At 58.6% G+C, this 13,809-nt stretch carries 8 protein-coding genes; 3 read left to right on the forward strand and 5 right to left on the reverse strand.

The annotated features are described in order from the left end of the window. Positions 1-95: 95 nt before the first annotated feature. Together CA51_RS20900 and CA51_RS20905 are read right to left on the reverse strand one after the other, a co-directional pair. On the reverse strand, positions 96-1,436 hold the full coding sequence (locus tag CA51_RS20900; protein ID WP_145123108.1) for a DUF1552 domain-containing protein: 1,341 nt from the start codon (positions 1,434-1,436) through the stop codon (positions 96-98). Continuing rightward, positions 1,426-3,888: a DUF1592 domain-containing protein gene (locus CA51_RS20905; RefSeq protein ID WP_145123109.1), complete on the reverse strand. Its 2,463-nt coding sequence runs from the start codon at positions 3,886-3,888 to the stop codon at positions 1,426-1,428. Before CA51_RS20905 ends, CA51_RS20900 begins: the two co-directional genes overlap by 11 nt. Positions 3,889-4,245: 357 nt before the next feature. Here CA51_RS20905 and CA51_RS20910 point away from each other — a divergent pair, with 357 nt between their 5' ends. Both CA51_RS20910 and CA51_RS20915 read left to right on the forward strand, forming a co-directional pair. Beyond that, positions 4,246-5,055, forward strand: a complete 810-nt coding sequence (locus CA51_RS20910; RefSeq protein WP_231745815.1) for a lipase family protein — start codon at positions 4,246-4,248, stop codon at positions 5,053-5,055. Between the two features lie 261 nt (positions 5,056-5,316). Continuing rightward, entirely contained in the window at positions 5,317-7,980 is a 2,664-nt protein-coding gene (locus CA51_RS20915) for a DUF11 domain-containing protein (RefSeq protein ID WP_145123111.1), read from the forward strand. Positions 7,981-8,005: 25 nt separating this feature from the next. Here CA51_RS20915 and CA51_RS20920 read toward each other — a convergent pair whose 3' ends face one another. Together CA51_RS20920 and CA51_RS20925 are read right to left on the reverse strand one after the other, a co-directional pair. Then, positions 8,006-9,037 (reverse strand): dipeptide epimerase, encoded by a 1,032-nt coding sequence (locus CA51_RS20920; RefSeq protein ID WP_145123112.1) that lies wholly within the window; start codon positions 9,035-9,037, stop codon positions 8,006-8,008. Further along, a complete protein-coding gene (locus CA51_RS20925; protein WP_145123113.1) occupies positions 9,034-10,131 on the reverse strand; it encodes an N-acetyltransferase DgcN family protein in 1,098 nt (365 codons plus the stop codon). Before CA51_RS20925 ends, CA51_RS20920 begins: the two co-directional genes overlap by 4 nt. Positions 10,132-10,375: 244 nt before the next feature. Between CA51_RS20925 and CA51_RS20930 the strand changes: the two genes are divergently transcribed. Further along, the gene (locus tag CA51_RS20930) at positions 10,376-11,569 is read left to right on the forward strand and encodes an AraC family transcriptional regulator (RefSeq protein ID WP_145123114.1); all 1,194 of its coding nucleotides are present in this window, start codon (positions 10,376-10,378) and stop codon (positions 11,567-11,569) included. Between the two features lie 39 nt (positions 11,570-11,608). Here the strand turns inward: CA51_RS20930 and CA51_RS20935 are convergent, their stop codons facing one another. Next, positions 11,609-13,687, reverse strand: coding sequence for an FAD-dependent oxidoreductase (locus CA51_RS20935; RefSeq protein ID WP_145123115.1), 2,079 nt, complete (start codon positions 13,685-13,687; stop codon positions 11,609-11,611). Positions 13,688-13,809: the final 122 nt, after the last annotated feature.

A 13,809-nucleotide genomic window follows, 5' to 3' on the forward strand; every position in this document is an offset into this window, starting at 1 on the left:
CGTGATCGAGACACGCTTCCTCCGCGAGATCCCACGACGCGGTGGCTTCATCGATTACGAAGCCACTACGTCCGGTCGGTAGTAACCTCGGTGGGTTACGACGTCGTCAATTGATCGAGACGTCCGGTGCTGTCGCCGATCGATTCGACGGGAGCTCCGACGATATCGAGCATCGACATGAACAGATTCGCCATCGGTGTCTCTTCGCCCAGTTCGATATGGCGATTCGTCTTGATGCGACCGCGGGCACCGCCGGCAATCACGATCGGCAAGTCTTCGTGACGGTGACGATTTCCATCGCTCAATCCGCTGCCGTACAGGACCATCGAATGATCCAACAGCGTTCCGCCCGCCTCTTGAACCGAGTCGAGTTTTTGCAGGAAGTAAGCCAACCGTTCGGCCAAGTGAGCGTCGATCTTCTGCAGGTTGGCAACCTTCCCTTCGTGGTTGCTGTGATGGCTGATCTGGTGATGGCCATCGTTCACGCCGATGTCGGGATAGCTACGGTTGCCGCCGGCATTATCCAACATGAACGTCGCCACGCGCGTCGCATCGGTCTGGAACGCGACGACCATCAGATCGGACATCAGGTCGGCGTGTTCGACAAATTGCTTCGGTCGCCCGTGCGGTAGTTCCAGATCGGGAACGCCCTTGCGGTCTTCCGCTTCGGTCATTTCGATCCGTCGCTCCAGCTCGCGAACGCCGGTGAAGTATTCGTCGATCTTGCGGCGGTCGGTCGTCCCCAGCTTCTTGTCCAGCTTGCGGGCATCCTGAGCAACGACGTCCAAGATACTCTTGCGATAGAAGTCGCGTTCTCGCGTTGCTGCGTTGTCGCCGGTTCCAAACAGTCGCTCGAAAGCCAACCGCGGCACGGTCTCTTTGGCAGCCGGTTGATTCTCGCTTCGCCAGCTGACGTTGGACGAATAGGCACAACTGTAACCGGAGTCGCAACTACCGGCGTTGCGGCTGCCTAGAACACCCAGTTCGATCGATGCCAAACGTGTCTCTTGACCGATCTGTTGTGCCGCCAATTGATCGACCGAGACGCCGACCTTGATGTCGGTCGATGTCTTCACCGGGCGAGCGGCGGTCAGGAAGGTCGAACCGGCACGGGCATGATCCCCGGCACCGTCTTTCTTCGCGCGACCGTTGTCCAATGCCAAGCCAGAAACCATCGTCAGCTTATGCTTCAGCGGTTGCAGCGCCTGCAACGATTCCCCGAGCACCAACTCCGGTCCCTTGGCGGGGCGCCATTTCGGAACGATTACACCGTTGGGAAAGAAGACGCAGGCCATTCGCGTCGGCATCGTTTTCGACGACGGTGCAGCCATCACCGAACGAGCCATCGGCGTCATCGCTTCGAGCAGCGGCAACCCCATCGCGACTCCCAGGCCACGCAACATGATTCGTCGGTTGATTTGTTGATTATGTATCATCGTTTTCATCCTCGAGAACAGGGGCCGTTTGGTATCGGAAAGGTCTACTCAACACGATCGCCGTCGCGATGTCCCGGAATTTCCAGCCATCCGCTTCGGTCGCCGCGACGATATCTTCCACCACACACTCGTCCTGCCGCGTCAATTCGCGGCCAAGTGCGTAGGTCATCAATCGCCGGGTGAGTTCGGTTACAAACATCGTGCCGCGAGTCTCTCGCAGCATCGCAATCATCTGCTGTGCATCGTCGAACGATTCTCCGCTAGGGAGCGTTCCGGAGGCGTCGATCGGATGTTTCCCATCGCGATCTCGCCACTGCCCGGTGACATCAAAATGTTCGAAGCTGAAGCCGATCTGATCCATCACGCGGTGGCACGAGGCGCACATCGCATTGTCGCGATGGATCGCCAATTGCTCGCGTAGCGGAGCGTCGGGATTCGACTCGTTAGTCGCCTCCAATTCGGGAACGCCCGCGGGTGGATCCGGCGGCGGCGTACCAAGGATGTTCTCCATCACCCACTTGCCTCGCTTCACCGGCGAGGTGCGGGTGGGGTTACTGGTCAGCATCAGGATGCTGGCCTGAGTCAGGATTCCCTTGCGACCGGTTCCCTTCAGCGAGACGCGGCGGAATTCATCGCCCTCAACGCCTTCGATACCGTAGTGATCGGCCAAACGTTCGTTCAGGAAGGTGTCTTGCGAATCCAACAGGCTCAGCACGCTGCCATCGCCTCGCATGCAATCCGTAAACGTCAGACGCGTCTCCTGGATCATCGCCTCGCGCAGCTTTTCGTCGAATTTGGGGAACTGCTTTGGATCGGGAGCCAAACCGCTGAGGTTTCGCAAGCCGAGCCATTGGTCGGCGAAGTTCTCCACCAACGCTTCCCCCTTGGGCTCTGCGAGCATCCGTTTGACTTCGCTTCGCAGCACCGCTTCGTCGGTCAATTTTCCCTGCTTGGCAAGATCGCGGAGCCGATTGTCGGGCATCGAAGCCCAAAACATGTAGGACAACCGACTGGCCAATTGATACGGATCCAGTGCGACCAGTTCGCCCGGCTTCGCACCTTCGCTTGGCAATTCGCTGCGGAACAGGAAGCGAGGCGAAAGGAGCGACGCGGTGATCGCGACTTGCATGCCCCGTTCAAAAGTCTCTTCGCGTTGGACAGCGACATCGACAAGCGCCGCATAACGAGCGACGGTTTCGTCGTCGACGGGCGAACGGAACGCCAGCGGCAGATAGTCTTTCAGATTCTCTTTGGCAGCATCGAGTGTCGACCGTTTGTTTCGTTGGGGGCGATGGCGAAGCAGTTGCCAGTGCGTTCCCGAAAGTCGCTCCTTAGGAATCCCGTAAGGACCTTCGAAGTACATCCCACGCATCCGGAACTTCGGCAGCGTGTCGTCGTCCTTCTTCTCGTCGTCCTTCTTCTCGTCGTCCTTCTTCTCGTCGTCCTTCTTCTCGTCGCTCTTCTTCTCGTCGCTCTTCTTCTCGTCGCTCTTCTTCTCGTCGCTCTTCTTTTCGTCGCTCTTCTTTTCGTCGCTCTTCTTCTCGTCGCTCTTGACGGCGCGAATGTCGATCGTGTGCTTTCCCTTGGTCAGCTTCACTTTGAGCGTTTGGCGATGGACGCCACCGGTGCTATCGCGGAATTTGAAGGTCGTCTTGCCGAGCGAAGTCTCGCCATCGAGGAAAGCTTCGAGCGTGACCGTCGAATCTTTTTCAACCGCAGCGGCTTCGACGATCAATCCATAATCGCCGTCGTAGGGCGATTCGAACTCGCCGTAGATCTCGCCATCGCCATCGATCGTATGGATTTCAAAGTTATTTGTCGTGTAGTTGCCTTTGATCTGGACCTTGTCGGATTGCCAGCGGGCGTCGATCTTGGTCAGCGTCTTCGGATCGGTGACGGCGACGGCAGCAACCGTCTCCGCCGCTTCGACATATTTCTCCAACAGCATCGGCGGCAGGGTCAGCACGTCGCCGTTGTTGTCGAAGCCAGCTCCCACCTCGTCCGATGGGAACGCGTCGGCGGGACGGATCGTCACGCCAAACAGATCGCGGATCGTGTTGTTGTATTCGTTTCGATTCAGCCGCCGAACGGTCACCTTCCCCGGTTTGGCATCGAGATCGCAATCGTCGCCATAAAGCGCCCCCTCGATCAGCGCCAGCAAAGTCTTTCGCTCTTCGTCGGTGGGCTGGTCCATATCGCCCGGAGGCATCGAACCGAATTCGACCTGCTTGATCGTCTCTTTCCACATGCTCTCCGCAGCGATCAAACTCTCCGCAGCCGCGAAGCCCTCCAGATTGACTTCCGCCTCCTGCGTGTCGTTGCTGTGGCAATCGAAACAGTACTTCTCCAGCAACGGAACCGCTTGGGCGGGCCATAGGTCATCGCCGCGGAGCGCCGTTGCAGCCAAGCACTGTGATAGCAATAGGCCAAACAGAAATCGGAGCTTATACATGCGCAAGCTGTAGCAGAGGGTGTTTGGAGGGGAAGGTTGTTAACCGCCGCAGGCAGTCATTTTCAGGCGGGATTTGTGGCGGGGTGACTATTCATTGTACCAAACCGGCATGCTGCGTCCACTGTGAAATTTTGCCAGCGGAAGTTCGTCCGGGTTGGGATTTGCGGGCCGACACCGTTGCGGTAATCTATTCTCCTAGGCGAAGGGTGGATTGCCAGCAAGCGCAAGTTGCGAGCATCGGTTCAGGAGAGAGACAGCGTGCCGAAAGTCATTCAAGATCAAGGGGAAAAGCCCCTTATCGTTCATTCGGAACTTCGTGGGCCCATTCGCGAGCTGAGTTTCTTAAGGCGTTCATTATTGTTCGCCGAACTCTCGATGATCAGCTACAACGACGAGCGAGAAGCCAGGGAAGCGGCCGAGGCGATCGGCTTTACCACCGTTAAGTTTTTTAACAACGATGGCTCCCAAGCCTACCAATTTGCCAACGATTACGACTGCGTAATCGCGTCGCGGGGGACCGAACCCAACGAATGGAACGACATCCAAGCCGATGCCAACGCAGCGACGGTCTTGGCCGAGACCGCGGGCCGCGTCCACCGCGGCTTCAAAAAAGAGGTCGACGATCTGTGGCCGATGCTCGAAGTAGTGCTCAAAAAAAATGATCGGCCACTGTGGTTCTGCGGCCATTCGCTCGGCGGCGCGATGGCGACGATCTGCGCAGGGCGATGCTTCTTGTCTTACATCGCTAGCAATCCCGAAGAGCTTTATACGTTTGGCAGCCCACGTGTCGGCGACCGGCGCTACGTAAACTACGTCAAACTGACGCACTACCGCTGGGTCAACAACAACGACATCGTCACCCGCGTGCCACCGACGTGGCTGGGATATCGGCACCGGGGCAACGAGATCTATCTCGATTACCAGGGCCGAATCCGCAAGCTCGAAGGCTGGTGGCGAACTCAAGATCGCTTGCACGGATTTTTGCGTGGCTTGCGGAAATTTAACATCGACCACTTCAGCGATCATTTGATTCATATGTACATCGAGGCGATCTTGCGAGCGACGTACGAGGAGGAGGGAATCAGTGAGCCGCCCGAGCCGGTCAAGCTCGCCCCGCCAGCACCTCATCTGCCCGAGAGCCAGCCCAGCCGCTCGACGACGAAATAACGAGCAGCGCTTCGACCGATCGGTGCAATCCACATCGATCGAACGCTTGCAAATTCAAAGCAGGCAAGCTAGGTCGTGTCACGCGAACAGCCAAGCGTTTACGACCCTCCCGATGATTCCAACCGTTCGGCCTTTGACGGTCGATAACGTGGACTGACGCAAGCCGATCGAGTTGCAGGGGTGCACTGCACAGCGATTCGATGGAACGACTTGCGAAACACGTTCCACATCTCTGTTGGCAATCCATCGGGACAAAATCGAATGCGTCCATTGCGTGATCTACTGCTTGGCAAGTCGAAAAAAACCACCTCGAAGAAGAAGCGGGCTCGCCGTGGGCTGCGACTCGAATCGCTCGAGGGGCGGCAACTGTTGGCCGCCGACTTCGGCGGGATCACCGGCACCGTCTACAACGATTTGACCGACAACGGCCTAACCGGCGACGATCTCGCACCATCGACGGTGACGTTGTACCTGTTTCGCGATGGCGGCAACGGCACCTTCGATTCCACCGCCGGCGTGGCCGGTGGCGACGATGTGTTAGTCGACACGCAAACGACCGATGCCAATGGCGAATACGCCTTCGACCGTTTGATCGAAGGCGACTACTTCGTCGAACGGATTCTGCCCGCCGGCCTGATCGCCAAACCGGGTTCGGACGTGTCGGCGATGACTTCGATCACCGCTTCGGAAGCTTCGGGCGTCGACGCGGGTGTCCAGGTCGACGATTTCTCCGAAGGCAGCCAAAGCTTGGAAGCCGATGCCGGAACAACCAGCGACCAAGGCTTCTTCTCTGCTCCCGCCGGCAGCCAATCGATCCTGGGACGCGAACGCGACCTGATGCTGAACTACACCTCCGGATTCCGAGTGAACCTGGACGTCGACACCAACGCGGGCGTGTTGACCTACAGTTCAACCTCCGGTGCCTTCGGCGGCTACACCGTCGATTACGATGGCATCGATGGTTCCTCCTCTCTCGATGCGACGGGACTTGGCGGTGTCGACCTGACCAACGCCGGCAGCGCCGATCAATTGATGGTGATGATGGGAGCCGATATCGCTGGCGTTCCGATCACGATCACCGTCTACACCGACGCGGCAAACTTCTCGACGTTCTCGACAGTAGTTCCGGTCACCGCCGGTGGCGTCGCTTCGGACGAACTGCTGATCCCGATGACCGCGTTCGATACCAACCAGACGGGCACGGGAGCCGATTTCAGCAACGTCGGTGCGATTCGCGCCGAGATCAGCGGCGCGGCGGCGTTCGACAGCCAAGTCTCTGTGGTGGGAACCGTTGGCCAAACCAACAAGACCGTCGACTTCGCCTTGTACGAACCGTTGACGCTCGGCGATCTGGTCTGGGATGATCTGAACAACAACGGTCTCTTCGACTCAGCGACCGAATCGGGGATCGGAAACGTTGCCGTCAACCTCTACGAAGACACCGACGGAAACGGAGCGTTTACGCCCGGCACCGATCTCTTGGCCGACTCGACGACAACCAACGCTTCGGGCATTTATACGTTCACCAATCTGCTGCCGGGCGATTACATCGTCCAGCTTGCCGAATCGAACTTTGGCACCGGCGGAACGTTGAACAACTTTGTCTCCAGCAGCGGCGTTGCCGATCCAAACAACGACGTCAACGACGACGACAACGGGGAAGCGTTGGCAGGCTATGGAATCGTGTCGGCCGCGATCACCCTGCTGGCCAATTCCGAACCAAGCACCGATGGCGATGCCGACAACGACACCAACTTGTCGCTCGACTTCGGCGTTGTCTCGACGCTCGATATTCAGATCGTCAAATCGCTCAGCACCACAACTCCCAACGCAGTCGCGGGGGACGAACTGACCTACGTCCTGACAGTCACAAACGCTGGGCCGATCGACGGCACTGGCGTGACGGTCACCGACACGCTGCCGGCTTCGCTATCGATCGTCAGCGCGACGACCAGCCAGGGATCGGTCACATCCAACGGAAACGGACTGACCGCCAACTTGGGAGATCTGGCTAGTGGAGCGACGGCGACGATCACGGTCGTGACGACGTTGGCTGCATCGGCGACGGGAACGGTTTCGAACACCGCCAACGTGACTTCGAACGAAACCGATTCGGATCCCACCAACAACCAATCGACGGTCGTGAATACCATCTCACAGGAGACCGACCTGTCGATCACCAAGACCGACGTCGGCGACCCGACATCGCCGGGCAACACGATCGATTACACGTTGACGGTTACCAACAACGGGCCGTCCAACGCGACCGGCGTCGTCGTGACCGATAACCTACCGACCGGCGTGACCTTCGTCAGCGGAACCGGATCGCAGGGAACCGTCACAAACAACAACGGTGTGATCACTGCAAACGTCGGGAATCTCGCGTCGGGCAGCACCGCCACGGTATCGATTCGCGTGAGTGTTGCTTCGGGCACGACCGGAACGATCTCCAACCAGGCGACAGTGACGGGCAACGAAAACGATCCGATCACGAACAACAATAGCTCGTCGACCACAACCACGGTCCAACTGGCTAGTCTCAGCGGTTTCTCCTACGTTGATGCCGACAACGACGGAGTGTTCGACGCCGGTGAAACGCCGCTCGAAGGAACCACGGTTCAATTGATCGGCACCGATCTGTTAGGAGGCGTGGTCAGTCGAACCACGGTCACCGACGCCACCGGCGCCTACGCGTTCGACAATCTAAATCCCGGCACCTACCGTGTCGTCGAGACGCAACCGGCGGGCTACCGCGACGGCATCGTTACCGCCGGCACCGGTGCGGACAATAACGGTACCGCGGGCAGCGGCATGATCGACGGAATCGTTTTGGGAACCGGCGACGCTGCGGTGAACTTCAACTTCGGCGAACTGCTGGAAATGTCCAAACGCCGCTTCCTCGCCTCGTTCGTCAACGGACAATAGGCGATTCGGAAGCGACCGGATTCAGCTAACGTGGAGATCGAGCGAGCAGCTCGATCCCACTGCCGGGAACGGAACTGAAGATAACGCGTCCGTTTTCGATCCGGACGCCGTCGGCGGCGTCTTCGGCCAGCAGTGTCGCTCCGTCGAGATCGGCATAGTCCAACAACGGCAGCAGATGAGCGGCGGCCGAGATCCCGACTGTCGATTCGATCATGCAACCGACCATCGTCTTCATCCCGAGCTGACGGGCTTGTCGCAACATCCGACTGCCCGGTGTCAGTCCGCCACACTTGCACAGCTTGATGTTGATGCCATGAAACAAACCGTGGCACTTCTGAACATCCTCTTCCGTTCGACAGCTTTCGTCGGCAATGATCGGCAGCCGGCTGTGCTCAAAAACGTCCAACTGTGCGGCTCGCGGCGCTTCGGCTGGTAGCGGTTGCTCGATAAACTCGACTCCCAACTCCGCCAGCGCTTCGGAATTTGTGATCGTCTGTTCGGGCGTCCATGCGCAATTTGCATCGACGCGAATCACCGCTTCAGTCTCCCGACGCAAGGCGCGAACGATATCCAGATCATGTGGCGTGCCGAGCTTGATCTTGTAGATCGGCCAGTCCGGTTGGGCGCGATACTTCCGCACCATCTGGTCGATCGAATCGATTCCCAACGTATAGCTGGAACAAATTTCGCCGGGCTCTGACAGCCCCAACGTCTCCGTCGTCCGAACGCCATGCAGTTTGCCGTAGAGATCGTAAGCGGCGGCATCGACCGCTGAGAGCGCAAACGTGTCGTCGGGAATCACAACTTGGCAACGTTCGAACAGATCGCTTGGATGGACCGCGTCGCAATCGGCCAGTAGACCCTCGATCCGCTGCAGCGACGCCTCCAATGACTCATACGTATGCCCGTAATATCGATTGCAGGTGACCTCGCCATAGCCGGTGACATCCGCGTGCGAGAGGGTAACGATCAAACACTGTTGGTGATGCATCGTCCCGCGAGCGATCGTAAACGGATCTTTTAAAGGGAGTTCGATCCGGTGCCATTGCAGCTTCACGATCCGCTCCTTTCTTGCATTTGCAAAACAGCATCGACCAGCGGCCCGGGACCGTCGCGGTAGACGTCGCAGACCGGCAATCCCAACTGCTCCTGGACCTCACGTTTCTCGATCTCCGCCTGCTCCGCCGTCAAATTCCGTCCGTTCATCGCAACGCCGATCACCTGCGCCGGCGAACGTGCGGAGGCTAACGCTTCGTATAATTCGCGATAGTGTTGCAGCGATTTCAATGCAACATGAGGCATCCCTTTGACATGCGGTCGGCCCGCTTCATAACAGAGAATCAGCCCCTGCGGAGCGCATCCGTGCAACAAGCCCAGCGTCACCGCGGAGAAGGCGGGATGTGTGATGCTTCCCTGTCCTTCGATCAATAGGATGTCGTGTTCTTCGTTCTGTTGAACCAGGTTTTCGACGGCGCCGTTGACAAAATCGGAGACGACACAATCGACCGGTACGCCGTTGCCGACGACCATGATCCCGGTCTGACCGGTTGCGATGAACTTTGCATTCCGCTGACGCTCCTTCAGCCCGCGTTCCAGTTCCAGCATCGTCACCATTTTGCCGACGCTGCAGTCGTGCCCGACGGCGTGGATTCGCAGGCATCCGTCGCGAAACGCGATCCCGCCGGCGGTCTTGCGATGCAGGTTCCGACGAACATCGATCAACCGACTGCCGCTCTGCTGCGCCGCCTGCCACAGTTCGTCGTCCTCTACCAAAAATTCATGCAGCCCCGAGATCACATCCAGACCGCGATCCACTCCTTCACCGATCGTCGTCCGCAGCGACTGTGGCATCGCTCCCCCGGCGGGAGAAATCCCAATGAACATCGCGTCGGGCGATGCGACGTCGGCGATCGACGCAACGATCGGCGTCTCTCCGCCAACACCGTACACCTCCTGCGTCGTCTTGCCGCGATGAGCGGGATCGATCACCGCAACACAATGCTCCCCGCGGTACCGCAACAAACTGATCGTTGTCTTGCAGTTCGACAGCGGCGCGTCGGTCCCCACGGCGATCGCGATCCGTCGATATTGGAGGATCGAATCCAGCCCAGCCACCGCGGACCTGGAGGTTTCAAGAACAGTCGTATTCATGATGTCATCCTGTCGGTTTCAATTTGTTCTGACGTCGCGGCACACCTTGCCGATCATCGGGCACACGCCCGACCGCGGTCGTAATCTCCACAGCATCGCCACCGCTTGAAGTGCGGCGAGCGGCAACAGTCTTGCGGTCTGACGGCGTCCATCCTACCCGCGGCGACTTGCACCACAATCCGAGAAAGCGCAAACTGATATCGAAAATGCGCACAGCGAAGTTTACTCCTTCCGGGACCTTTCGATGCCCTCCCGCCACGCTCTCACGCCACCGCCAACGATCCCCCACAACAAACAGATCGCGTTGTTGATCGATCCCGATGACACCTGGGGCCGCAGCGTGATCCAGGGAATCGCCTCGGCCGCGCGGAACGTGCTCCCTTGGAATTTGTGGATCGCCCCCCGCGACGATCAAGGACGACTGCGCGTACCGCGCAACTGGCGTGGCGATGGCATCATCGCGGCGATCCGCGACGACAAGACCGCCGAACACGTCGACTCGCTAAAGCTCCCCACCGTGATTGTCTCTTCGTGGGAGAAGGGACCGTCGGATTGGCACCGCGTGAATACCGACGATCGGAAGCGAGCCGAGATGGCGTTGGCCCACTTTCGCCAGCGTGGGCTGAGTCACTTTGCCTACTACGGTCCTCCCAGCCAAAGGTATTCGCCCAGTCGCGGCCAACGGTTCCAAGAGGTCGTCCAGCAGGCGGGGTTCTCGTGCGATACGTACCGCAGCCCATCGCGGCGGCGGGACAAGCAATCGCTGCAAGAGCGAACGCTGCAATGGCTGCACCAAGCGGCGCGTCCGCTGGCCGTTTTTGCTGCCGATCCCCATTCGGGAATCGTGCTCTCGGAAGTCTGCAACGCCGTCGGATTTCGCGTCCCCGAAGAGATCGCAATCCTCGTCGGCGATACCGACGACCTGTTGTGCGAGATCTCCGACCCGCCGCTTTCGAGCATCGTGCTGGCTAGCGAGCAGATCGGAATGACAAGCGTCGGCGTCTTGGAAAAGCTACTGGAGGGAAAGCCGGTCGCGGCGAAGGCTCAGTTTATTCCTCCGCAGCGCGTGATCGAGCGGCAGTCGTCGGAGATGTTAGCGGTCGAAGACCCGTTGTTTGTCGACGCCCTCCGCTTCATCCGAGAACAAGCGCACACCGGGATCCAAGTTGGCGACGTGTTGCGCGTCGTCCCGATCTCTCGCCGTTCGTTGGAACAGCGGTTCAAGCAACTGCTCAACTGCACCCCAGCCGACGAGATCCGCCGGATCAAGTTGGAACGCGTCAAACAGTTGCTGATCTCAACCGAAAACACCGTCGAACAGATCGCTGAGGGCTCCGGATTCTGTGGCCCCGCACAGCTGTGCTTCACGTTCAAGCGACACGTGGGGCTGACGCCGATCGCGTTCCGTTTGAGCAGTCGGCGCGGGATCGCTCCCTGACGGAAGTCACCCGCGCGGCCCTGCGACGGTCAAATCGATCTACTTCGTCACCGGCACAAACTGCACCGAATCAGCGATCACATAACCGTTGGATCCCTGGGTGCCGATCTCGACGGTCGCAGAGCTACCGAAGTCAAAGGCACCGATCTTCGTGAACAGCCCGTCGATCTCAGGAGTCTTGCGTTGGTTGATCGAGTGCGTCGATTCCCCCTCGGCGTGGATAACCTTCACGGGAACCATCGTCGAGCGATTGTTGTTCGCCGGATAAGAAACACGCACCTCGTAGCGGCCCGGTTTTAGTTCGGTTTCAAAACGGGCCAACCGCTCTCCCTGTTGCTCGTTCTGATTGTGAACGTATCCGCTGTCGACAAACTTCTGGTTCGTCGCCGAATGGCTCCAACTGCCGACTAACTTGGCCGCGTTATCGTCAACCACGACGCCTGGCAACTTGCGCGACGAGATCCGATTGGGATCATCCATCAAAAGCACCTGTCCGTCGTCGACCAAACGCTGTTGCAGCAATTGATACGGAACATCTTGGACCGCTTCGCCGCGTTCCAACGCAATCGATGCCGCCGTCGCCGCCGACTGGCCCAAGATCATGAAGACAGGTTCCATCCGGATCGAACCAAACGCGATGTGGCTGGAAGAGACACAGACCGGGACCAGCAGATTTTCGCACTGCGATTTTTTGGGAACGATCGCGCCATACGCGATCTCATAAGGACGCGGCAAGTGGACGCCGATGTCCCCTTCGTTTTGCACCTGACCATCGGGCGTAACGTACCGGCGGACGTTGTGCGAATCGAGCGTGTACGATCCCATCCCGATCGAATCGGGGGTCTCCTTGCGATCCAAACAATCGTGTTCGGTCATCACGTATTCGCCGATCATCCGACGCGCTTCGCGGATATACAACTGATGCGGCCACCCACCATTGTCCAGGAATTCATCCTTCGGCAGTCCCCACTTGGACATCGCCTCGCGAACATCCGCAGGCACCTTCGGATCGTTGGCCATGAAATACATCAGCCCCTGTTGATATACCTTATGCTCCTCGATGATCTCTTGGCGACGCTCGTAATCAGCCTCGGGATAATCGTAGTTCATGCCGATGTTATCGGTGCTGAAGGGACCGTGGTTGTTGGTGTCGGTCTTGTGGTTTGGCATCGGATCGAACTTGCGAAACATCTCTCGCCAGCCGGAATCGAAGACGCGGACCAACAACTGATACCTCGCCCGGTCGTAACCCTCGGGCTTTGGAAACGGAATCCGATTCTCGGGCACGTTGGTCAAACACATCCGGAAACAATACGCCTGTACGCGATGATCCCCTTCGCCGCGAGTACCTGGCGGATCGTCGCTGATCCCGGGCAGCAATTTGCCTCCGGTATCGCCCGATTTGATATAGGGATCGATCGGTTCCTTGAACCAATGCGCGTGATGCAACACGCCGACCTGATTGCCGTTCCAAGTCTCGCCGTAGACCGAATTCGCTTCGCGGCCAACGTGATAGTCGACGCTGGCAGCGGCCATCAAATCGCCTTCGTAAGTCACGTCGACAAACATCTTGCCGTGAAAGACATCGCCAGCGAGGGTCCGAATCGATTTGATCCGCCCCTCTTTTTTGACCACACCGCCGTCGCGATCGAGCCATTGATCGCGGTAGACGGGAATCTTCTCTTCCGCGACCCAGTTGTCGTAGATCTGTTCCGCCACATGCGGCTCGAAGACCCACATCCGCGCCTCATCCTCATCGCCGCCAAGCCCGCTCTGATTGCGATTGCCAAACTTCGACTGCTCTTCCCAATTCCAAGCCTCAGGATTTTGGTAGTGCTTCCAAACGCGATGATAAAACTCACCGCTCAATCCACCGATCGCGGCTTTGTTTCCCGAATCGGTCCACCCCAGCCCGCCTGCGGTCAGCCCGCCGAGGTGCTTGTCGGGACTGACGATCACGACCGACCGACCCATCTGCGTTGCCTGAACCGCCGTAGTCACCGCGGCGCTGGTGCCGCCATAGATCACGATGTCGTGATGGTATTCTTTGGCAAAGGCGTGGGAAAAAGAGAGACTTAACAGCGCAGCGGTCGCGCAGAAGATGGACTTAATTTGCATGAGGGGGAGGGTCTGCAAAAGGCGTAAGTACGCGGATGCACCGGCGTGCAATGGAACGCGCAGAAGAGAGACATTCTGGTCGCTCTGGTGCCAACAAGCAAGCTTTGCAGCGAAACCGCCCC

The organism is Rosistilla oblonga (assembly GCF_007751715.1).
GTDB lineage: Bacteria > Planctomycetota > Planctomycetia > Pirellulales > Pirellulaceae > Rosistilla > Rosistilla oblonga.